Consider the following 21,478-nt stretch of genomic DNA (forward strand, 5'->3'; position numbering starts at 1 on the left):
CAAAAGAGGAGTAAATGAGAAGACATAAAACAATAGTAATTATGTATTTTTACTTCTCTAAAGCGCAGCGCCTTCTCAACCTCTTTGTGAATAAATCACTTAAGATCTTATTGCACAAAGAGAAGCAAAAGAGGAGTAAATGAGAAGACATAAAACAATAGTAATTATGTATTTTTACTTCTCTAAAGCGCAGCGCCTTCTCAACCTCTTTGTGAATAAATCACTTAAGATCTTATTGCACAAAGAGAAGTAAAAGAGGAGTAAATGAGAAGACATAAAACAATAGTAATTATGTATTTTTACTTCTCTAAAGCGCAGCGCCCTCTAAACCTCTTTGTGAATAAATCCCTTAAGATCTTATTGCACAAAGAGAAGTAAAAGAGGAGTAAATGAGAAAACATAAAACATAGTAATTATTTATTTTTACTTCTCTAAAGCGAAGCGCCCTCTTAACCTCTTTGTGAATAAATCACTTAAGATCTTATTGCACAAAGAGAAGTAAAAGAGGAGTAAATGAGAAAACATAAAACAATAGTAATTATGTATTTTTACTTCTCTAAAGCGCAGCGCCCTCTAAACCTCTTTGTGAATAAATCACTTAAGATCTTATCGGACAAAGAGGAGTAAATGAGAAGACATTAAAACATAGAAATTACGATCTTTGCTCGTCACGCCAGCAAGCTGTGCGTCTTGTATCTCTCATTGATAAATGATTAGCTATCATTTATCACATCGAAGTCAGTGAGCTTGCCTGTGCGTCTAGTATTTAATACTGCTCCGTAGATAAGGTCCTGATTTTCTATTCTCAGAAACTGAATGGTATCCAAGCACACTTTTATTTAAGTAGATGCTGTATGTACAAGTCAGTTTAACCACGGCGTTAAACTTACCCTTCTTGGCGCACTATATTCTCAAGGGCGCGAATATTAGTAATTAAGTCCTGGCGTTGTGGGTTGGCTTGTAATGCTTTTCTAAGATGCTTTAGCGCGCTCGGGTAGTCTTTAGAATCAATTGCTATTTGCGATAATCCAAGCCACGCCGATAGTTGGTAATCAGGCAGAGCTTGTGCACGAACATACATAAGTTTAGCTTGGGTGAGTTGGCCTTTACTACGATATATACTTGCTAAACTAAGTAGGGCATCACCTAAATTCGGGTTTATTTTAAGTGCATTATTTAAGCTTTTAAGAGCACGTTTAGTATTACCTTGTTGCATAGCAATTTGTGCGCTGTATACAGAAAACTGCGCTTGTTCATCACGGGGTAGCTGCTTAGTTAATCTTTTTGCGCTGCCTATTAGCTCTTTAGCTAAATCCCATTTTTGCTCCGATACAAGCCAGCCTAAAGTTTGCATCGTGGTATTAATAACCTCAACTTGCTGCTGTTTAGTGGCGTGTTTTAAACCTTGCTTTAATAAACTCACTGCGCGTTCAGTGCTGCCTTCAGTTAAATGCAGCTGGGCTGCTAAAAGCTGGTTACTGGTATCTTTAGGGCTGAGTTTTAAGGCCACTTCAATAGCAGCAAGCGCCTGCTTTTTTTGATCAAGCTGTAATGCTATTTGTGCACGTTGCAGCCAAAGTTCAGCTTTATCAGGGCTTTTATTAAGTAATTCTTTTAGTAATGCACTTGCCTGACTTAAATCACCCGATTCAATTAACGCAAACAATAGACCTTGTTGATATTGGCTTGTTTCTGGCGCTAGCATTAGCGCTTGGCGGTAGGCCGCTACTGCGCTCCAAGGTTGGCTATGCTGCACGTGTATATAAGCAAGTTGCGCATAACTTTGTGCATCAGCTTGGCCAAGTTCAATACTGTGAACTAGGTGTATTTGTGCTTTGTCATACTTTGCTTGTTGCATGTATAAAAGGCTCAAACCTTGGTGGACTTTTACTAAATCAGGTGAAGCTTTTAAACACGCTAGGTAAGCTAGTTCAGCGTTATTAAAGTCTTTTGTTGAAAGCAGAACTTGTGCGCGCAATAAGTTTAAAGCGGTGCTGTCTTGATTCATATCGCGATTTTTAAATAGCGCCGCAACTTCACTGTAATTACCTGCTTGTAAAAGTGGTTGCACTTGGCGAGCAAAACCGCGCTCGGTCGGTTCAATAAGGACCTCTGTAGGGCCTAGTAATTTATTATTTATAGCCAACTGCCATGTTGGATCGCTAGGCGATAACGTTACTTTTAGTGGCGCACTTTTTAATGGCGTACTAGCAGCGCTTGCATGCACGCTACTTACACCTAATAAAGGGAGTGAGCACATTAAAGTAGTGATAACTGCGCGAGTTAATGATTTTAGCGTTTTAAATATATTCATATTTTTCATTTTAATAGGCTTAAGGTTTAAATTCGATTGGCCAAATAAAGCGAGCGCGTACGGTTTCACCTTCTTTTTTAGGTGCACTAAAGCGGCTTTGTTTAATAATTTTGTCGATAGCTGGTTTAAGTTCAGGGTATGGGTTTTGTACTACCTCAATTAAACTTAACTTGCCACTTTCATCAATAAATACATCGAGTTTTACAGTAAATACATCAACACCTCGGCGGGTTAAGCTTTTTGGTAAAACGGCCTTGACGGGAGTAAGTAAAGTGGGGAGACCATCGAGTTGATTTAAGCTAAATGCATCCCAATTTACACTCATTGATTGCCATTGTGGCGCGCTTACTTTTACGTTGGGTGTATCGGGTTTTACAATACTTAAATCACTCTTTATCTTAATTTTTACGGCTTGAATTGACGCGCCTGCACCTTCTACCGCTAAGCTTTGCATTGGCTCACTTGTTTGCTGTTGTGATATTGATGGAGGTGGCGGAGGTGGCAGTGCCACCATGGCAATCTCACGTACAACCACTTTGTCTTGTATATGATGTTCAGCAAGTTGCCCAAGCCATAAAAGCAGTAATGCAGCACTAAGCACAATGAGGCTAAGGCCAAATGCAAACAGCGGATGGCGATTGTTTTTTGTTTTTTGAAGCGGGTTAATCGTGTGCATATTATTGTTTCGTAGCTAAGTTAACTTGCGCTGCGCCTGCGAGCTTTGCTTCGTCAATTACTTGAACAAGTAATTCAGTAGGTACTGTTTTATCAGCTTGAATAACCACAGGGCGTTGTTGCTGTTTTAACATTTGCTCGACACTACTACGTACACCAGCAACACCAATTTGGCTGCCATCAAAAAATACTTGTTGGTTGTCGGTTATTGCTAAAAATATAACTTGCTGCTCAAGACGACTAGCCGATACGGCTTGTGGTTTATCAACCTCAACGCCGCTTTCGCGTACAAATACGGTTGTAACAATAAAAAATATTAGCAATATAAATACCACATCAAGTAGCGGCGACATATCGATATGTTGCCCCGCTTCTTGCTCTAGCTTGTGCTTTAAACGTGATTGCATAGTGTTACCCTAACTGCTTACTTAACGTATGTAATTTAGGATTACGCTGTGAATACGCTAAATACGCTTGCATTAACCACGCAGGAATAGCGCACACAAGACCCAATTGAGTTGTTAGTAATGCGTCACCAATGGCGTCACTCATTAACTCGTTATGGCCCAGCGCCATTACTTTAAATGTATCAAGCAAACCAACAATGGTGCCTAATAAACCAAGTAGCGGAAGCGCTGCAGTTAAAATAGAGCTAACTTCTTGCCAATAACCTTTGCGCTGCGCTTGGTATTGTTTAAGGTGCAGTAAGTCATGAAAAATCAGCTGGTATACAAATAAAGCGAGTAAAAGAATACACCAGCATATAGGGTTACTAACGATTTTTTCAAACATTGTTTTCTCCTTTTTCTAGTTGGCTTAGCTGTAATGCAAAGCCTTCTAGTTGGCTGTAGTACGCTTTTGCTTTACGCGATAACAGCGCATTTAAAACGAGTGCTGGTATAGCAACAACTAAACCTAACTCGGTTGTTATAAGTGCCTGTGCAATACCGCCCGATACAACTTCTGGGTCGCCTGAGCCAAACAAGGTCATCATTTTAAATGTTTCGATCATGCCGCTAACAGTGCCTAACAAGCCAAGTAGTGGGGCTACTGCTGCAGTAACGGCAATAGCGCCAATAAAGTTATCGAGTTTATGCTTATCATGAATTAACTGATTAAATAATTGATCGTCTCGTACTTGGCCTTTTTCGCTTTGCAGCGTTAAGTTAAATAGCTGCTGCTGCATACCTGCAAATTCACTGCTATTTTCAGCTTTAAAAAGTTGCTGTAATTGCATTTGAGAGTGCATTTTAATTTTACTTAAACGCAGTAGCTGTGCGGCTTTTAATAGCGCAATGGTAAGTGCAAAGCAGGCAAATAAAATAATAGGGATAGCCCATAAACCGCCTTTTTCTAGGTGTTCAAGCGGACTTTCTTGTTGGGCTTGGCTAGTTACTAAGTGCGTTAAACTAGGATCAAAAGTAAGTAATGTAGAGCCTACACCGTTTTGCTTTAAAGTATTATCGAGTGGGTTGTCGTCACTTGTTGATTGTACTAACGCTACTTTTAATGCATTAGATTCATCATCTAAATTTAATAAACCCATAAGTTTAGGTGTTTGCGTACTAAACCATGCAACAGGCCCGACTTGAAGGGTATTAGCTTGGCTTAATTCGCCATTACTTAGCACAACCGATTGTTTTTTTAACTGTGGATAAAGTGCCTGCTCTTGATTATTAATTAGCGATACAACACGGCTTAATAACTCGTTTTGGCTATTAGCCGACTCGTTACTGCTAGTACTATTGCTGGTGTTTTGGCGTACAAAACGGCTAAGTAAGTTTAATTGATATTGCTGCTGCTGTTGCCAAGTGTCTAATCGGGTTTGTAACTGATCAAGACTTAATGTGTTTTCGTCAGCTAGGCGGCGATTAACGGCTGCTTGTTCGCGTAATTTACTGAGCGATTGCTGCTTGGTAAAAATTTGCTTTGCAAGGGTCGCTTGCTCTTTTGAAATGCTATTTTGAGTTTTACTTAGAGTACGCTGCGCTGTTTTAATATCACTTAAAATACTTTGCTTAGCATCATCACTGCTAGCTGCAAAAGAAATGTTTGCACTAAAAAGTAAAACTGTGGCGCTAAATACTTTAATTATGCTGTTAGTCGCCATTATTTAGCCCCTTGCTGGTTTTTATTTACATAACTTAATATTGGGAGTGTTACCCAATCAGCAGCGCGCTTTTTTTGCTGTACAGCAATACCCAGTGCAACTTGTTCTGCATTAATGCTTGAATCAAATTCCCACTGCCAACCTAAGTCACTTGGAAAACCAATACCTACATAACTTAAGTCTTCGCTTACAAACCATGCTTGAGCTGCACCTAAATAAAGCTGCTTAACCCATACTTCTTGCCCGTCAGGATGCTTAATAGCCATTTCGTGAATAGAAATACGTTGTTGAAAATCATTAAGTAGAGTCAGCATTTTTAGTGCTGTTTGTAATTTGTCAGTTGTACTGAGTTTTGAATCGCTTAAATCACCGGCGTTTTTCCAACTACTCAAAAGGGGCGGGGGGAGTTGCACTTGTAATGAAAGTAATTGCCCAGAAATATGTGCTAGTTGATCATTTAATTGCTGTTGATCATTTTCAAGTTCTGATTGCTGAGTTACAAGCTGTTCGCGTTTTTGGGCAAGCTCACTGGTGCTTTTTTTTCTACGCTGATTAAGCTCGCTAAGTTGCTGCTGCTCGGCATTAAGAAGCGTTAAGGTTTGCTCCATACTGCTTTTTTGTTCAAGCCAATGAGTATTTAATTCTGTGTTTTGATTTTCTATTTGTAGCCATTTATTAACGAGTTGTTCTAGCTCACTAACAGTGTCGGCTTTTACTGCCATAGTGCTACAAAGCGCGATAACTACGCTAATTGGTTTAATTAAGCTTCGCATTACTTAACAACAATCCTGAAAGTTACGACAAGCAATTACAAGGACGTAATTACTGTTAATTTTTGAGTGTGTATACAATATAGGAATTCACATAACAATGCAATTGATAACAGTTATCGTTTACATTGCGTTATTTGAGTGGTAGGATTTCGCCGAAATTAAATATGTACCTTAAATTAACAATAGTTAAGTGCTTAATAAAAACTACGGAGTAACCATGAGTAAGCCATCGAATAAAGGAAATGCGTACGTGAAGCCAATTGCAGCGGTTGTTACAGCTACGCTTTCAACTTGGGCAAGTGCACAGGATGTTCAAGAACTATCGGTAACCAAAGCAGAAACTAAAACTGAGTCTAGTTATGTTGTAGAAAAATCAACGTCGCATAAATACACTCAACCGCTACTCGATACAGCTAAAACGGTAACAGTAATCAACCAAGCGGTAATGAAAGACAGAAACGTAGATAGCCTACGTGATGCTTTGCGTAATGTTTCAGGTATTTCTTTAGCAGCAGGTGAGGGTGGCTCACCTACTGGCGATAGCATGTCGATTCGTGGTTTTAGTGCAACAAATGATATTTTTGTTGATGGTATTCGCGATGTTGCAGGTTACACACGTGATATTTACAACATTGAAGCCGTTGAAGTTGCAAAAGGCCCAGGCTCTGCAGTTTCTGGTCGTGGCGCAACAGGTGGTAGTGTTAATTTAGAAAGTAAAAAGGCGAAGTTAGACAACTTTAACGACGTTTCGCTACGTTTAGGTACAGAAAACGATTACCGTGGTCGTTTTGATACTAACATTCAAGTAAACGACACAAGCGCACTACGTATTAATCTTCTTACTGATAAAGGTGATGTTGCAGGTCGCGATCATGTTGAAAACGAAACAAATGCTGTTGCGTTTGCATTTGCAACAGGGCTTGGTACAAACAGCCGTTTTGATTTAAACCTAGAGTATCAACGCCAAGACAATTTACCAGATTATGGTATTCCTTGGGTTTACAGTGATACGCCAGTAGCTGAACTTGCAGATAGTGCACGCTCACCTTCTCCTGTCGACTTTGATAACTTTTACGGTAATATTTACCGTGATTACGAAGATATTGAAGCTTACTCAACAACAGCCCGTTATGAGTATGATTTTTCTCAAAATACTACGTTACGTGTGCAAGGTCGTTTAGGTAAAGTTAAGCGTGAATCAGTAACAACTGCACCGCGTTATTTCTCGGTTACAACAGACACTGACATTACCTTTGCAGATGAAAAAACACGTGATACTGAAAATTCACTTGCTGCACTTCAAGTTGATTTAATTGGTAACTATGAATTTGCTGGCTTTACTCACGACGTAGTAGTGGGTGTTGAACTTGCAAATGAAACGTTTACACGCCATAACTTTGTTGCAACTACGCCTGATAACCTGATTGAAGATGGAATACGCAATGACTTATACAACCCTGATGCAACAATTGCATTTACGGGTGTGTACGGCCGTGACGGTACAAGCATTGAAGCTAAAGCTAAAAACCAAGCTATTTATGCATTTGATACAGTAACGCTTAACAAGCAATGGGAAGTTACAGGTGGAATTCGCTTTGATAGCTTTACTACGGATTATCACAACGATTACAATGATCCAAGCGCTTTAATTTCTACAAGTGACGATTTATTTAGCTGGAATGCAGCTGTAGTTTATAAACCTACAGAAAATGGCAGTGTGTATTTAGGCGCAGGTAATTCATTTAACCCATCGGCGGAAAGCCTAACGGTATCTACGCGTTCAAATGCAGCTGATTTAGACGCAGAAGAAAGCCGCAGTTATGAATTAGGAACTAAATGGAGCCTAATGGATGGTCGCCTGCAAACTAATGCTGCACTTTTCCGTACTGAAAAAACCAATGCCCGTACTGATGACCCATTTGCAGATAGCTCAAGTGACGAAATACTCGGTGGTGAGCAGCGCGTTCAAGGTTTAGAGCTTTCAGCAACGGGCCTAATTACTAAAGAGTGGACTGTAATTGCTTCATACACTTACCAAGATAGCGAAGTAACTGAAGCATTAGGCGACGACGCAACTCAAGTTGGTAACGAGCTTGCGCGTACGCCTAAAAATAGCGCAAGTGTTTGGACTACGTACGATATGTCGGATAAGTTATCGTTTGGTTTAGGTGCGCAGTATGTAGGTGAGCGTTACAACGGCACTACGTCAACACGCTCTCGTGCGCCAGGTTATACTATTTTTGACCTGATGGTTGCGTATGACATATCAAAAGATTTGAGCCTGCAGCTTAATGGTGAAAACCTAGGTGATAAAGATTACGTTGATCAGTTAGGTGGTGGACACTTTGTACCAGGTGATGGTCGTAAGTTTAGTTTAACAGCGAGCTACTCTTTTTAATTTTAAAACAAATTAAAAAATAAAAGTAAGCATAAGGGCAGGCCTATTACCTGCCCTTAATTATTTGATGAAAATGTGAGAGGGCGCACATGATAGTTAAAATTCCAGAGCTATTAACGAAAGAAGAAGTGGCGTATTGCCATGAGGTTTTGCTTAAAGCACAGTGGGCCGATGGCAGTATTACCGCAGGCCATCAATCAACCAAAGCAAAAAATAACTTACAGCTACCTGAAAATACTCCTGAATGCCAAGAGCTTGGCGATATTATTATGGCAGCACTTGCGCGTAGTAATTTGTTTATGTCGGCAGCGCTTCCTGCAAAAATTTTTCCTCCGTTATTTAATTGCTATCAAGGCGGGCAATCGTTTGGTGTGCATGTAGATAATGCAATTAGACAAGTGCCGGGTACGCCAGTAAAAATTCGTACAGATGTATCAATGACGTTATTTATTAATGACCCCGAAGACTATGAGGGCGGTGAACTTGTTATTGAAGACACTTATGGCTCACACAGTGTAAAGCTGCCCGCAGGCAGTATGGTGTTATACCCTTCAACGAGTTTACATCGTGTAATGCCTGTAACGAGTGGGCGCAGATTAGCCTCATTTTTTTGGCTGCAAAGCATGGTAAACAGCGACGAAAAACGTGGTTTGTTATTTGATTTAGATATGTCGATTCAAAGTTTGCGCAGCAAAGTAGAAGATAGCCCAGAGATTATTCAATTAACAGGTGTGTACCATAACTTACTAAGACAGTGGGCACAGACATAACGAAGATACTCGTTATTAAATACTGGATATAAGTATTTAAATATAAGTAATTAAAAGCTGCGCTTTTCGCGTGAGCAAGCTCAACGCCTACAGCCAAAACTTAACGCTGTGGTTAAATTACCTGTAGACGCACAGCTTGCTGGCGTGACGCGTGAAGCTCGTAATTTCTAGGTTTTATATTTTCTCATTTACTCCTCTTTTACTTCTCTTTGTGCAATAAGGTTTTAAGTGATTTATTCACAAAGAGGTTAAGAGGGCGCTGCGCTTTAGAGAAGTAAAAATACATAATTACTATTGTTTTATGTCTTCTCATTTTCTCCTCTTTTACTTCTCTTTGTGCAATAAGGCTTTAAGCGATTTATTCACAAAGAGGTTAAGAGGGCGCTGCGCTTTAGAGAAGTAAAAATAGATAATTACTATGTTTTATGTCTTCTCATTTGCTCTTCTTTGTGCAATAAAGTTTTTAAGTGATTTATTCACAAAGAGGCTAAGAGGTCACTGCGCTTTAGAGAAGTAAAATACATAATTACTATGTTTTTATGTCTTCTCATTTACTCCTTTTTTACTTCTCTTTGTGCAATAAGGCTTTAAGTGATTTATTCACAAAGAGGTTAAGAGGGCGCTGCGCTTTAGAGAAGTAAAAATAAATAATTACTATGTTTTATGTCTTCTCATTTACTCCTCTTTTGCTTCTCTTTGTGCAATAAGGTTTTAAGTGATTTATTCACAAAGAGGTTAAGAGGGCGCTGCGCTTTAGAGAAGTAAAATACATAATTACTATGTTTTTATGTCTTCTCATTTACTCCTCTTTTACTTCTCTTTGTGCAATAAGGTTTTAAGTGATTTATTCACAAAGAGGTTTAGAGGGCGCTGCGCTTTAGAGAAGCAAAACTACATAATTACTATGTTTTCTGACTTGCCGTTTTTACTTAACCCTTATAACCGTTAGGGTTATTTGACTGCCAGCGCCAGGTATCTTGCATCATTTCATCAATACCGCGCACTGCTTCCCAGCCAAGTTCATTAAGTGCTTTTTCTGGCGCTGCATAACACGCTGCAATATCACCCGGACGACGAGGTGAAACCTGGTATGGCACAGCCTGATCGCTTGCTTTAATAAATGCATTAACCATTTGTAGTACAGAGTAACCATTACCAGTACCTAGGTTATAAACTAATGCCCCCGTGCTGCTGGCAATTTTATCAAGCGCTTTTAAGTGGCCAATCGCTAAATCTACAACATGTATATAGTCGCGCACACCAGTGCCATCAACTGTGTCGTAGTCATCACCAAATACAGCGAGTTGCTTTAATTTACCTACCGCTACTTGTGCGATAAAAGGTAAAAGGTTGTTTGGAATACCATTAGGGTCTTCACCAATTAAGCCCGACTCATGTGCACCCACTGGGTTAAAGTAACGCAAAATAGCAAACGCAAAGCGCTCATCGGATTTAGCGATATCTTGTAGCATCATTTCAACCATTAACTTAGATGTGCCGTAAGGGTTGGTAGTACCGCCTACAGGAAAGTCTTCTTTGATTGGTAAGCTTGCTGGGTCGCCGTAAACCGTGGCTGACGAGCTAAATACTAATTTAAATACACCCGCATCGCGCATCGCATCAACAAGCGTAAGCGTACCTTGAACGTTGTTTTGATAGTACTCAACTGGCTTTGCAACCGACTCGCCTACTGATTTTAAACCCGCAAAATGTATAACACTATCAACCGTATGTTTTGCAAATACAGAATCTAAAAAGGGTTTATCGAGAATGTCGCCTTGGTAAAAAGTGGCTTCTTTACCTGTTATATTTTTTACGCGCGCAAGTGATTCTTGTGATGAGTTACTTAAATTATCAATAACAACAACATCGTTACCTTGCTGTAAAAGTTCTAAAACAGTGTGCGAGCCAATATAGCCTGCGCCACCGGTTACTAAAATAGTCATGAAAGCTCCGTGGGTACCTTTTATCAATTAAGTTAATTTCACCATAAATAGAGGTGATTTACATGTTTTATCTGTAATTTATATGATTTTAATCGTATTTTTTTGATATCAGCACATTAAATACTTTTGATTACATTTTGTGCAAAACAAGTAACACTTGATTCGTAAGATTAAGTTATAGTTAATAAACAAGTGCTAAAATAGCTTTAGTAATAGCTGATGCTAGGTTTACTCCAATCCACACTTTTGTGATTGGTTACCTCTTTGGAGAAAGATATGAATTTAGTTAAAAAAATAGCAACAACAATGTGTATCGCATTACCTGCGCTTGCCCATGCTGGTGAGTCTGTTGTTAAATGGAATGACTTTAATGATTATCGTGATGTGCGAGCGTCTAACCAAGCTAAGGGCTCGTATCACAAAAGTATTGCGGCAAGTTTTGAAAAACATATGTCTAAATTAGCTGAGCAACTACCAAAAGATTATAAGTTAAACGTAGAGTTTACTGATTTAGATTTAGCGGGAGATGTGCGTTATGGTGGTATGGAGGAAATTCGTGTAGTAAAACCAATATACTTTCCACGCATTAAGCTTAATTATTCGTTAACCGATAACGACGGTACAGTGCTTAGTAAAGATACTGATGTGGAGCTCAAAGATATGGGCTTTATGGATAAAATTAAAATGGGCCGCGACGAATCACTATATTACGAAAAACGCTTATTAACAGAATGGTTTGGTGAGCAAATATTACCAAGTTTAGATTAACTTAAAATAAAAATGCCGCTAAATAGCGGCATTTTTGCTTTTTAAATCTTTACTTAAAAGTAGCTAACAGCGTGAGTATTTGTTGTAACTTAATAACGGTTGTTTTAAGTTTTTCTTCATCAAAACCATCGTTAGATAAGCTTTCAACGTCAGCGGCTACGTCAAGAACATACGGCTTAAAGCGTTTAGCTTCAAAGCTAAAACCAGCATCTTGTGCAAATAAGGCTTTAAATTTGCCATGGCCTTGCTGTTGTAGTTCATCGAGTTTTTTGTCGGCATCAAGCGCCTGACGATAAACAATTTTTAAATTAGTATTGAGTTGTTCAATAATTGAATCCATGGTTTTCCTAAAGCTTTGTACTGCATGGCCGACATAATACTTGGATTACATTTAAAAGTCAGGTTTGTTATATGAATATATCAGGCACAAGTTTACCCGCTGTTTCTGGCTCAGGCCAAGGCAGAGAGCTTTATAGCGCTGCTTTATCTAAAAAGCAGCAACTAGCAGATGGCGCAGCAGCACTTGCACTTATTGAAGGTGCTGCACAATCGTCAAGTGCACAAACACCGGCTAAGTCGGTAACTGCATCATTGGGTAACAACGTAAATATATATGTTTAAACTAGGGCGTGTTGATCTTTGCGGATTGAAATTTGTTCAATCTAGGGGCGATTAAATCGCGGCGCGAGGTTTGTAACCTAGTGGGCTAAGTAAAAACCGAGTAACAAAGAGTTCATCGCCCCTAGGAAGAACCCGAAGGGCAGCGCATGTTTGGCATTTATGCTGCGTTATCGCCTATTTATGGGGAATAACCACACTACACAGGCTCAGCCTTGCCTAAAAGCCAAACATACTGCTGCAAATTCAACCATCAAAGGTTAACACGCCCTAACTTAAGGTCGATAGGTGTTTTGCTTTTTTGACCACCTATTTCTCTCACTAATTTAGGCACTAAAAATCCAGGCAGGGCTTTTAATAGCTCTGCCATTATTTTTATTGCGTCTTCTTCGTTAATATCAAAGTGGCTGGCCCCTTCAACTTTATCGAGCAAATACAAATAATACGGTAATACGTCTGCGTCAAATAACGCTTCGCTTAAATTTATTTGCGCATCGAGCGTATCGTTCACATCTTTTAAAATTACAGCTTGGTTTAAAAGCGTTACGTTTGCTTGTTTAAGCTTTTGCATAGCTGCTTTAAAATCAGCGTCTATTTCGTTGGCGTGGTTTATGTGATTAATAAAAATAATTTTTAATGGCGATTTTGCTAATCGCTCACATAGCTCATCGGTTACTCGCGCCGGTATAACTACTGGTAAACGACTATGAATTCGCATTCGTTTAATTTGTGGTAATTGCTCAAGCTCATCTAAAAACCAACTTATTGCATCGTCTTTGGCCATCAGCGGATCGCCACCACTTAAAATCACTTCGTTTATATTGGCATCAGATTTTATGTAGCTTAGTGTTTCAAGCAGGCTTTTTTTATTAAGTTGGTTTTCTTGATACGGAAAATGCCTTCTAAAGCAGTAACGACAATTTACAGCACAGCCGGTTTTAAACATTACTAAAACACGCGATTTATACTTATGTAAAAGGCCGGGTTGTTCGTTATCTTGCTCAAGTAGGGGATCTTTATTAAAACCCGACTTAGTTAAAAATTCTTGATGGCGTGGCATGACTTGCAATAAAAGAGGATCGTTTGGATCGCCTTTGCGTATTTTTTTTATAAAAGGGATAGGCACGCGTACCGGAAATAAACTGCGGGCTTTTAGGTCGTTTTCATGGACTTGGCTCGATAAACCGACCATTTCAAGCAAGGTTTTTGGGCAGGTAACTACATTTGCTAATTCTTTTTGCCAGTTTTTATGCAAATTTGCTTCATTTCTTTGTATCATTGGCATGTAGATTACTCGAAAAAATATAAATAGAGGAAACGATGGCGAATTATAGCACCAACGAGTTCAAGGGCGGCCTAAAAATTATGATGGATGGCGAGCCTTGCAGTATCTTAGAAAATGAAATGGTAAAACCTGGTAAAGGCCAGGCGTTCAACCGTGTTCGTATCCGTAAACTTATCTCTGGTAAGGTGCTTGAAAAAACCTTTAAATCGGGTGAATCAGTTGAAGGTGCTGATGTAATGGATACAGATTTAGCGTATCTATATACAGACGGCGAATTTTGGCATTTCATGAACAACGAAACATTTGAGCAAATTGCTGCTGACGAAAAAGCACTAGGCGATGCAGTTAAATGGTTAGTTGAAAATGATTTATGTACAATTACATTATGGAACGGCAGCCCTATTGCTGTTACACCACCTAACTTTGTTGAGCTTGAGATCACTGAAACAGATCCTGGCCTTAAGGGTGATACAGCGGGTACTGGTGGTAAACCAGCAACGCTTAGCACAGGCGCTGTAGTACGAGTTCCATTATTTGTACAAATTGGCGAAGTAATTAAAGTAGACACTCGTAACGGTGAATACGTAAGCCGTGTTAAGTAAGCTTTAGCATTGTTTATAAAATCCCAGCTTAAGCTGGGATTTTTTTTGGAGAAAATATGTCAGCAGATCTTTGGGCCCCAAGCGCAAGCATTGAAACACTAAAACAACGTGCGGCGATATTACGTAGCATTCGTGAGTTTTTTTATACGCGTAATGTAATGGAAGTAGAAACGCCGAGCTTAAGTGCTGCCAGTGTAACCGATGTGCACTTAGCCAGTTTTAACACCACATTTGTAGGTCCAGGGCATGCTGGTGGGCTTCCTCTTTTTTTACAAACATCCCCAGAGTTTGCTATGAAACGCTTGTTAGCAGCAGGCTCAGGCGCTATTTTTCAGCTTTGTAAAGCATTTAGAAATGAAGAAGCAGGTAGTCATCACAATCCCGAATTTACAATGCTTGAATGGTATCGCCCAGGCTTTGATGAGTTTGCACTTATGGATGAAATGGATGAACTAATGCGGCTTGTTTTAGATGTTGAGCCGGCAACAAGGCTTACTTATCAGCAAGCGTTTGAACAAGCACTTGGGCTCGATCCGTTAACAGCGAACATAGAGCAATTAAAGCAACTAGCGTGTGAGCATGGATTTGCTGATATAGCCCAAAATGAAACGCATAAAGATACCTTACTGCAATTATTATTTTGTATGAAAGTGGAGCCCACAATAGGACAAGATAAGCCATGTTTTGTGTATCACTTTCCAGCGTCTCAAGCGGCACTTGCACAAATTTGTGAACACGATACACGTGTAGCAGGGCGCTTTGAGCTTTATTATAAAAATATGGAATTGGCGAATGGCTTTAACGAACTCACAAATGCCAGCGAGCAAGCTAAACGTTTTAATGAAGATAACGCATACCGCGCTGAAAACGGTTTAAAGCAAGTCCCAATGGATACGCGTTTAATTAAAGCGCTGGAGCATGGATTACCTCAGTGCGCAGGGGTGGCTTTGGGTATAGATAGGCTTGTAATGCTCGCAACAAATAAAGAGAAAATTAAAGACGTAATAGCGTTTGATGTGCAAAGAGCGTAATGCTTAGCTTGTAGGCGTGCAGCTTGCTGACGCGTTAAAGCGAAGCTTTAAGGTCTTTTTATTTGGTTAGTTTAAAGTAATTAGAAGCTTCGCTTCTCACGTGAGCAAGCTCTACGTCTACAACACGTTTTATTATTTATGTTTGATATGCAAAGAGCGTGATGTTTGAACTGTAGGCGTGCAGCTTGCTGACGCGTTAAAGCGAAGCTTTAAGGGCTTTTTATTTGGTTAGTTTAAAGTAATAAGAAGCTTCGCTTCTCACGTGAGCAAGCTCTAAGGCTACCACATGTTTTATTGTTACTTATTTGATATGCAAAGAGCGTGATGCTTGACCTGTAGGCGTGCAGCTTGCTGGCGCGTTAAAGCGAAGCTTTAAGTTCTTTTTATTTGGTTAGCTTAAAGTAATTAGAAGCTGCGCTTCTCACGTGAGCAAGCTCTAAGTCTACCACATGTTTTATTGTTACTTATTTGATATGCAAAGAGCGTGATGCTTGTAGATGTAGATGTAGATGTAGGTGCGAATTTATTTCGCGCTCGTGTAATTTAACTTTATAAAAAGCGAGGTATAAAACCTCACTTACAAATAAAAAACACCGCGTTTAAATTAAACGCGGTGTTTTTTATTGTTTGCTGTAGCTTTCATTTGAAAGCCAACGGCTATGCTTTACAGATTAAGTGTAAACGTAACACCTGCAACACGAGGCTCACCTAATTGTGTGTAGGTATGCGTTGCGTAACCATCTTGTGGATCGTTACCAAATTCAAAACCACGTGTAGGGACTGTTTCGTCAAATACATTACGAGCCCATGCGCGAACTGCCCACATGTCTGCTTCGTAGCCAAAGCTTAAGTTAACTAAGTTGCTGCTTGGTGCTTGTGAATTGTGACTATCAGAGAAGTAGTAATCGTCTTTACCTTCAATACCAACCATGCCGTAAAATGCGTTAGTAAAGTTGTAACGTGCAGTAAACGCATACTGGTATTTAGGTGACTGTGCTTGTTCGCGACCGTCTTGATTTAAGCCTGATTGTGTTACAAAGTCGTCAATTTCAGTGTTTAAGTAACCAGCACTACCTGTTAAAAATAGATTATCAGTTAGTTGGTAACTACCTTCAACTTCAAGTCCGTAGTTGCTACCAGAACTTGCGTTATCAACATAACCGGTAAATTGCTGACCTTCTACTTGCCATGCTTTTAACTGAATATCGTCGCGGTGCATGTAAAATGCTGCTAAGCGAAGTGTAAATTTGTCATCAAGTGATGAACCTTTAACACCAAATTCGCCGCTCCATAAATATTCAGGGTCAAAACTGGTGTGTTGCTGGAAAAAATCAGCGCTTAGGTTTAAGCCTTCATCTTTTGCTTTAGCCAGTGCTTCTGAGTTAATACCACCGGCTTTGTAGCCACGGGTGATGCTGGTGTAGATCATAGTGCGATCAATTACTTGATATTCAAGTGCTATTTTACCGCCAACCATTACATCGTCAGTATCTTGTATAAAGCCATTGCTATCGGTGTAGTCGCCTTGGTATTGCTCTACACGTAAACCTGTAATTAATGTTGTTTTAGGGCCAATTGGAGTCGCTACTTGACCATATACTGCAACGTTACTCGTTTCGTAAGTTGAAGAGAACGGGCTTGCTAACCATGTGTACTGGCGCTCTAAATCAACATCACGGTTTTGGTAATAAACACCCGCAACCCAGTTACCTGTTTTAGAATTAAATTGTAAATCTACAGACTGATCGTCGCGATCGCGGCTGTATAAATCAGTTGAGCTGTATCCATCTGGATGTAAGCCAGCAGCACATAACTGTGGTTCACTTGTATCGTTACATACCCAATCTTCGTCAAAGCTGTAAAGTAATTCGGTATCAATAGCCGACAGGTTTAGGTTTACATCAAAAGCGTCAAAAGCCGTGTAAGTATTATTAACACCTATTGCGTAGCTTTGTTGATTATCTTGCCCTGGTTCATCGGCAACACTATTGCGGCTGTTATCAAGCGTAAACGCATCGTAACCATTGTTTATGTCAATATAGTGAAGGTTTAACTCAGTATTTAAATGCTTTGTAAGCTGGCTGTTTAATTTAAAGCGGGCTACTTGTTCGTCTTGATTTTGTGTTTCGTCATTTAAGTACAAGTTATCTACGTAACCGTCTGACTTTCTGCGAAAGTAGCTAACGCGTGCGCTAGTGTCATCTGTTAAGCCTGTGCTTGCTGCAATACCTGCTTCGCGGGTGTTGTATGTGCCAGCACCTACTTGTAATTTTAAGCTTGGATCGCTTGTGGCTTTAGCTGAACCCATTTGGATCATACCAGCCATACCGTCTGCGCCAAAGCGTGTACCTTGTGGCCCACGATAAATTTCTACTTGGTCTATATCAAATAATAATGAACTGCCACCAAGGCCAGAATAGTTAATACCATCAATAACTAAGCCTACAGATGGATTAATAGGGTCTACAAATTGTGAACGAAGTCCCAGGCCACGAATTTGAATATAACGACCGCGCGACGCACCAGATGCAAAATTTACATTGGCGGTACTGCCTAACATTTCGTCTAAGTAACTTGCACCACGTTGATTAATTTCATCTTCGCTGAATAAGCTCGCACTCGCACTTAAAGTTTGAATGCTTTCGCGCTGAAAATCGCCAGTTACAACAATTCTTTCTAGGTCGCTATCATCAGCGTTAGCTGCAATTGGTGCACCAAGCAGCGGTAAAAGTGCGGCAGTAATTAAAGACAAACGTAAGTTCATTGGGTTACTTAACTCCATTTTAGGGACTCGTATGGTAGCAATTATTTAAACACATGTGCTATAAACGCGGCAATTATACGTTAAATAATCAGGATTACTAATATGACCTTTAAAGTTGACTTCAAGGTACGTGATTACGAATGTGACTTACAAGGTATTGTAAACAACAGCGTCTATTTTAATTATTTAGAGCATGCTCGACATGAGTTCTTGTACGCACACGGTATTGATTTTGCTCAGTTAGCAAAAGATAAAATTAACCTAGTCGTGATGCGCAGCGAAATGGACTATAAACATTCACTATTACCAGGTGATGAATTTTATGTGGCTGTAGAGCCGCAGCGTATTAGTCGTTTAAAATTTGCCTTTAAGCAAACGGTTATACGTAAAAGCGATGAAAAAGTAATGCTCAATGCACTGGTTATAGGAACGTCTGTTAATGAAAAAGGTAGGCCATTTTTACCAGAGCAAATAGATAACGTATTTAAAACTACAACTTAGTACTTAATCGCATAACTTTTGAACTATCATAGAACAAAAATTTACATTTAAAACATGCATTTTTAACGGATAAAGGGCATAAATATTGTTACAATTACATTAATTAGACAATTAGTTAGTAGTAGCATGAAATTAGCAGCAATACCGATGCTTATAGTCGGTTTATGTGTTGGTTGCGCATCAACAGGGACGGTTACCAGTGAGCAGCTTAAATACACCCAATGGCAATTATCACGTGTTGATGGTTTAGCAATTCCACCTTCGTTTAATGCATCAATGAGCTTTATTGAAGCACTGCAAGTAAACGGTTTTGCTGGCTGTAACAAATTTTTTGGTGAAGGCTCGCTTGAAGAAAGTAACCTTACCGTAAGTAAATTAGGAATGACGCGCAAGTCATGCGGCGAAGACCTTGATGAGTTTGAGCAGCAGTTATTACAAGCCTTAAAGCAAGGTGCAGAGCTTAAAATGCAAGACCAGCAATTAGTCATGCAAGGCGAGCAAACATTTGTGTTTATCCCTAAATAATTTTAAGTTTTTGAAAAACAGCCCCTTGCGGGCAGTTTTTAACTGACGTACACTCAGCGCAGATTTGTTGAATAATATCTTCGAATCGACGAACAAAATTTATATATCAATACTTGTCGGAGTGCCAAAGCTAAGTAATTAGTTTTTGGCTGAGATCGCGAAAGCGGGATCCGTGAACCTGATCAGGTTAATACCTGCGTAGGGAACAAGCTGCCTAAAATGGGACGCTTGTGCGTCTTTTTTTATGCGCACAATAAAGTGATTTTGTTTATTTTAGGCTGCAAAGTAGCATGTACGCTACTTTACGATCTTTCTCTATTCCTCGGAATATCTGACAAGACAACCCTTAAGCAATGAGGCAAGTCATGTCAAATACTACAAATAAAGCGTCACGCCGAGAAACTCGTGCTGCCGCGTCTGAATATATTTATAACTTAACGGGTCAACCGTTCCCAAATTCTCATAAAGTATACGTTGAAGGTACTCAACCAGGTGTGCGTGTTGGTATGCGTGAAATCACGTTAAGTGACACGTTTATTGGCGGCACAGATGAAAACCCTGTTTATGAGTCAAACGATCCGCTTCGTGTTTACGATACGTCGGGCCCGTATACCGATCCTAATTTTGAACTAGACGTGCGCAAAGGCTTACCAAAATTTCGTGAACAATGGATTGAAAGCCGTGGTGACACTGAGGTTTTAGAGTCAGTGACGTCGCAGTTTTCGCAGCAGCGCATGGCAGATGAAGGGCTGGATCATATTCGCTTTGATCACCTTCCAAAAATTCGCCGTGGTGTCGCTGGTAAAAACGTAACGCAAATGCACTACGCACGCCAAGGGATTATTACTCCTGAAATGGAATACGTAGCCGTTCGCGAAAATATGGGACGTGCAGAAATTCGTAAAGAATTACTAGCCGCGCAGCATAAAGGCGAGTCGTTTGGTGCGAGTATTCCTGAATTTATTACCCCAGAATTTGTACGCGACGAAATAGCCCGTGGTCGCGCTATTTTACCAAATAATATAAACCACCCAGAAACAGAGCCTATGATTGTAGGTCGTAACTATTTAGTAAAAGTTAATGCCAACATTGGTAACTCATCGGTTAGCTCATCTATTGAAGAAGAAGTAGAAAAAATGGTGTGGTCTACCCGCTGGGGCGCAGACACCGTGATGGACTTATCAACGGGGCGTTACATTCACGAAACGCGCGAATGGGTTGTACGTAACTCGCCTGTACCTATTGGCACAGTACCGATTTATCAAGCGCTTGAAAAAGTAAACGGTGTGGCTGAGGATTTAACGTGGGAGATTTTCCGCGATACGCTTATTGAACAAGCCGAGCAGGGTGTTGATTACTTTACTATTCATGCCGGTGTACTGCTTCGCTACGTACCAATGACGGCTAAACGTGTAACCGGTATTGTGTCGCGCGGTGGCTCAATTATGGCTAAGTGGTGTTTAGCGCATCACAAAGAAAACTTTTTATACACGCACTTTGAAGACATTTGCGAAATTTTAAAACAATACGATGTGTGTTTTTCATTAGGTGATGGCCTTCGCCCAGGTTCTATTGCTGATGCCAACGATGAAGCGCAGTTTAGTGAGCTGCGCACATTAGGTGAACTGACTAAAATTGCGTGGAAGCACGACGTACAAGTATTTATTGAAGGCCCAGGGCATGTGCCAATGCACATGATTAAAGCCAATATGGATGAGCAATTAAAGCATTGCGACGAAGCGCCATTTTATACTTTAGGCCCGTTAACGACCGATATTGCACCAGGGTACGATCATATCACCTCAGGTATTGGGGCGGCCCAAATAGCATGGTACGGCTGTGCAATGCTTTGTTATGTAACACCTAAAGAGCATTTAGGTCTGCCAAATAAAGAAGATGTTAAAGAAGGCTTAATTACCTACAAAATAGCTGCACATGCCGCCGATTTAGCAAAAGGTCACCCAGGCGCGCAAGAGCGTGATAATGCCTTATCAAAAGCACGTTTTGAGTTTAGATGGCATGATCAATTTAATATTGGTTTAGATCCAGAGCGTGCTCGCGAGTATCACGACGAAACCCTGCCGCAAGAGTCAGGCAAAGTGGCTCACTTTTGTTCTATGTGTGGCCCTAAATTTTGCTCTATGAAAATTAGCCAAGAAGTACGCGATTACGCTAAAGATTTAGAAACACGCGGTATTGATCCAAATGACGCTGGCGAGGCTATTGAGATCAAAATGATTGATGTAGAAGCCGAGATGAAAGCTAAATCTGCCCAGTTTAAGCAAACAGGCTCAGAAATTTACCACAAAGCGGTATAGCAATAAGTTAGATACAGATGTAGGTGAGGTTTTATACCTCGCTTCTTTAAATATTAAGAAGTGCGAGTGAATTCGCACCT

19 protein-coding genes and 1 riboswitch are annotated in these 21,478 nt (G+C 40.0%); of the genes, 9 read left to right on the plus strand and 10 right to left on the minus strand.

The genetic code is table 11. The annotated features are described in order from the left end of the window. Window positions 1-886 precede the first annotated feature (886 nt). Genes H5160_RS03055 through H5160_RS03080 form a run of 6 tightly spaced genes read right to left on the minus strand, consistent with a single transcriptional unit; the run spans window position 887 to window position 5,872 of the window. Window positions 887-2,314: a lipopolysaccharide assembly protein LapB gene (locus tag H5160_RS03055; protein ID WP_182736722.1), complete on the minus strand. Its 1,428-nt coding sequence runs from the start codon at window positions 2,312-2,314 to the stop codon at window positions 887-889. A 19-nt stretch (window positions 2,315-2,333) separates the two neighbouring features. Next, window positions 2,334-2,990, minus strand: a complete 657-nt coding sequence (locus H5160_RS03060; protein WP_138488520.1) for an energy transducer TonB — start codon at window positions 2,988-2,990, stop codon at window positions 2,334-2,336. Window position 2,991: 1 nt separating this feature from the next. After that, window positions 2,992-3,396: a biopolymer transporter ExbD gene (locus H5160_RS03065; protein ID WP_036981164.1), complete on the minus strand. Its 405-nt coding sequence runs from the start codon at window positions 3,394-3,396 to the stop codon at window positions 2,992-2,994. Window positions 3,397-3,400: 4 nt separating this feature from the next. Next, window positions 3,401-3,781: a MotA/TolQ/ExbB proton channel family protein gene (locus tag H5160_RS03070; protein WP_002960812.1), complete on the minus strand. Its 381-nt coding sequence runs from the start codon at window positions 3,779-3,781 to the stop codon at window positions 3,401-3,403. Further along, window positions 3,774-5,099 (minus strand): MotA/TolQ/ExbB proton channel family protein, encoded by a 1,326-nt coding sequence (locus H5160_RS03075; protein ID WP_182736723.1) that lies wholly within the window; start codon window positions 5,097-5,099, stop codon window positions 3,774-3,776. The genes H5160_RS03070 and H5160_RS03075 overlap by 8 nt, the downstream gene beginning before the upstream one ends. Beyond that, window positions 5,099-5,872, minus strand: a complete 774-nt coding sequence (locus H5160_RS03080) for a DUF3450 family protein (protein WP_154904276.1) — start codon at window positions 5,870-5,872, stop codon at window positions 5,099-5,101. Before H5160_RS03080 ends, H5160_RS03075 begins: the two co-directional genes overlap by 1 nt. A gap of 217 nt (window positions 5,873-6,089) precedes the next feature. Between H5160_RS03080 and H5160_RS03085 the strand changes: the two genes are divergently transcribed. Together H5160_RS03085 and H5160_RS03090 are read left to right on the plus strand one after the other, a co-directional pair. Beyond that, window positions 6,090-8,270 (plus strand): TonB-dependent siderophore receptor, encoded by a 2,181-nt coding sequence (locus tag H5160_RS03085; protein WP_154904275.1) that lies wholly within the window; start codon window positions 6,090-6,092, stop codon window positions 8,268-8,270. 89 nt (window positions 8,271-8,359) lie between these two features. Continuing rightward, entirely contained in the window at window positions 8,360-9,040 is a 681-nt protein-coding gene (locus H5160_RS03090; protein WP_182736724.1) for a Fe2+-dependent dioxygenase, read from the plus strand. A 929-nt stretch (window positions 9,041-9,969) separates the two neighbouring features. Here H5160_RS03090 and galE read toward each other — a convergent pair. Then, window positions 9,970-10,986 carry a UDP-glucose 4-epimerase GalE gene (gene galE / locus H5160_RS03095; protein WP_002960801.1) on the minus strand — a complete coding sequence of 339 codons (1,017 nt, stop codon included), beginning with the start codon at window positions 10,984-10,986 and terminating at the stop codon, window positions 9,970-9,972. Window positions 10,987-11,262: 276 nt separating this feature from the next. Between galE and H5160_RS03100 the strand changes: the two genes are divergently transcribed. Beyond that, complete coding sequence (locus H5160_RS03100) at window positions 11,263-11,754, plus strand: DUF3016 domain-containing protein (protein WP_024606381.1); 492 nt, start codon at window positions 11,263-11,265, stop codon at window positions 11,752-11,754. Window positions 11,755-11,803: 49 nt separating this feature from the next. Here H5160_RS03100 and H5160_RS03105 read toward each other — a convergent pair whose 3' ends face one another. Further along, window positions 11,804-12,094, minus strand: a complete 291-nt coding sequence (locus H5160_RS03105; protein WP_002960798.1) for a hypothetical protein — start codon at window positions 12,092-12,094, stop codon at window positions 11,804-11,806. A gap of 71 nt (window positions 12,095-12,165) precedes the next feature. Between H5160_RS03105 and H5160_RS03110 the strand changes: the two genes are divergently transcribed. Next, window positions 12,166-12,375 (plus strand): hypothetical protein, encoded by a 210-nt coding sequence (locus H5160_RS03110; protein ID WP_182736725.1) that lies wholly within the window; start codon window positions 12,166-12,168, stop codon window positions 12,373-12,375. Window positions 12,376-12,625: 250 nt separating this feature from the next. Here H5160_RS03110 and epmB read toward each other — a convergent pair whose 3' ends face one another. Next, window positions 12,626-13,651: an EF-P beta-lysylation protein EpmB gene (gene epmB / locus H5160_RS03115; protein WP_182736805.1), complete on the minus strand. Its 1,026-nt coding sequence runs from the start codon at window positions 13,649-13,651 to the stop codon at window positions 12,626-12,628. Between the two features lie 41 nt (window positions 13,652-13,692). Between epmB and efp the strand changes: the two genes are divergently transcribed. Both efp and epmA read left to right on the plus strand, forming a co-directional pair. Beyond that, window positions 13,693-14,259, plus strand: coding sequence for an elongation factor P (gene efp, locus H5160_RS03120; protein WP_024596699.1), 567 nt, complete (start codon window positions 13,693-13,695; stop codon window positions 14,257-14,259). Window positions 14,260-14,315: 56 nt separating this feature from the next. Continuing rightward, window positions 14,316-15,290 carry an elongation factor P--(R)-beta-lysine ligase gene (gene epmA, locus H5160_RS03125; protein WP_182736726.1) on the plus strand — a complete coding sequence of 325 codons (975 nt, stop codon included), beginning with the start codon at window positions 14,316-14,318 and terminating at the stop codon, window positions 15,288-15,290. A 664-nt stretch (window positions 15,291-15,954) separates the two neighbouring features. Here epmA and H5160_RS03130 read toward each other — a convergent pair. Then, window positions 15,955-18,072 carry a TonB-dependent receptor gene (locus H5160_RS03130; protein WP_182736727.1) on the minus strand — a complete coding sequence of 706 codons (2,118 nt, stop codon included), beginning with the start codon at window positions 18,070-18,072 and terminating at the stop codon, window positions 15,955-15,957. Window positions 18,073-18,156: 84 nt separating this feature from the next. Between H5160_RS03130 and H5160_RS03135 the strand changes: the two genes are divergently transcribed. The 3 genes from H5160_RS03135 (at window position 18,157) to thiC (ending at window position 21,398) form a co-directional block, all read left to right on the plus strand. Next, the gene (locus tag H5160_RS03135) at window positions 18,157-18,555 is read left to right on the plus strand and encodes a thioesterase family protein (protein WP_010555268.1); all 399 of its coding nucleotides are present in this window, start codon (window positions 18,157-18,159) and stop codon (window positions 18,553-18,555) included. 126 nt (window positions 18,556-18,681) lie between these two features. Beyond that, window positions 18,682-19,080 carry an META domain-containing protein gene (locus tag H5160_RS03140; protein ID WP_010555269.1) on the plus strand — a complete coding sequence of 133 codons (399 nt, stop codon included), beginning with the start codon at window positions 18,682-18,684 and terminating at the stop codon, window positions 19,078-19,080. A 107-nt stretch (window positions 19,081-19,187) separates the two neighbouring features. Then, window positions 19,188-19,302, plus strand: a riboswitch (TPP riboswitch). Window positions 19,303-19,445: 143 nt separating this feature from the next. Then, complete coding sequence (gene thiC / locus H5160_RS03145) at window positions 19,446-21,398, plus strand: phosphomethylpyrimidine synthase ThiC (protein ID WP_220491125.1); 1,953 nt, start codon at window positions 19,446-19,448, stop codon at window positions 21,396-21,398. Window positions 21,399-21,478 lie beyond the last annotated feature (80 nt).

Origin of the sequence: Pseudoalteromonas sp. SG43-4 (assembly GCF_014164325.1) — a bacterium.
In the GTDB taxonomy this organism is placed as follows: Bacteria; Pseudomonadota; Gammaproteobacteria; order Enterobacterales; family Alteromonadaceae; genus Pseudoalteromonas; species Pseudoalteromonas distincta.

Coding starts and splice junctions, on each gene's coding strand:
- H5160_RS03055 (WP_182736722.1), bottom strand. CDS start 2,314: ATGAATATATTTAAAACGCTAAAATCATTAACTCGCGCAGTTATCACT.
- H5160_RS03060 (WP_138488520.1), bottom strand. CDS start 2,990: ATGCACACGATTAACCCGCTTCAAAAAACAAAAAACAATCGCCATCCG.
- H5160_RS03065 (WP_036981164.1), bottom strand. CDS start 3,396: ATGCAATCACGTTTAAAGCACAAGCTAGAGCAAGAAGCGGGGCAACAT.
- H5160_RS03070 (WP_002960812.1), bottom strand. CDS start 3,781: ATGTTTGAAAAAATCGTTAGTAACCCTATATGCTGGTGTATTCTTTTA.
- H5160_RS03075 (WP_182736723.1), bottom strand. CDS start 5,099: ATGGCGACTAACAGCATAATTAAAGTATTTAGCGCCACAGTTTTACTT.
- H5160_RS03080 (WP_154904276.1), bottom strand. CDS start 5,872: ATGCGAAGCTTAATTAAACCAATTAGCGTAGTTATCGCGCTTTGTAGC.
- H5160_RS03085 (WP_154904275.1), top strand. CDS start 6,090: ATGAGTAAGCCATCGAATAAAGGAAATGCGTACGTGAAGCCAATTGCA.
- H5160_RS03090 (WP_182736724.1), top strand. CDS start 8,360: ATGATAGTTAAAATTCCAGAGCTATTAACGAAAGAAGAAGTGGCGTAT.
- galE (WP_002960801.1), bottom strand. CDS start 10,986: ATGACTATTTTAGTAACCGGTGGCGCAGGCTATATTGGCTCGCACACT.
- H5160_RS03100 (WP_024606381.1), top strand. CDS start 11,263: ATGAATTTAGTTAAAAAAATAGCAACAACAATGTGTATCGCATTACCT.
- H5160_RS03105 (WP_002960798.1), bottom strand. CDS start 12,094: ATGGATTCAATTATTGAACAACTCAATACTAATTTAAAAATTGTTTAT.
- H5160_RS03110 (WP_182736725.1), top strand. CDS start 12,166: ATGAATATATCAGGCACAAGTTTACCCGCTGTTTCTGGCTCAGGCCAA.
- epmB (WP_182736805.1), bottom strand. CDS start 13,651: ATGATACAAAGAAATGAAGCAAATTTGCATAAAAACTGGCAAAAAGAA.
- efp (WP_024596699.1), top strand. CDS start 13,693: ATGGCGAATTATAGCACCAACGAGTTCAAGGGCGGCCTAAAAATTATG.
- epmA (WP_182736726.1), top strand. CDS start 14,316: ATGTCAGCAGATCTTTGGGCCCCAAGCGCAAGCATTGAAACACTAAAA.
- H5160_RS03130 (WP_182736727.1), bottom strand. CDS start 18,072: ATGGAGTTAAGTAACCCAATGAACTTACGTTTGTCTTTAATTACTGCC.
- H5160_RS03135 (WP_010555268.1), top strand. CDS start 18,157: ATGACCTTTAAAGTTGACTTCAAGGTACGTGATTACGAATGTGACTTA.
- H5160_RS03140 (WP_010555269.1), top strand. CDS start 18,682: ATGAAATTAGCAGCAATACCGATGCTTATAGTCGGTTTATGTGTTGGT.
- thiC (WP_220491125.1), top strand. CDS start 19,446: ATGTCAAATACTACAAATAAAGCGTCACGCCGAGAAACTCGTGCTGCC.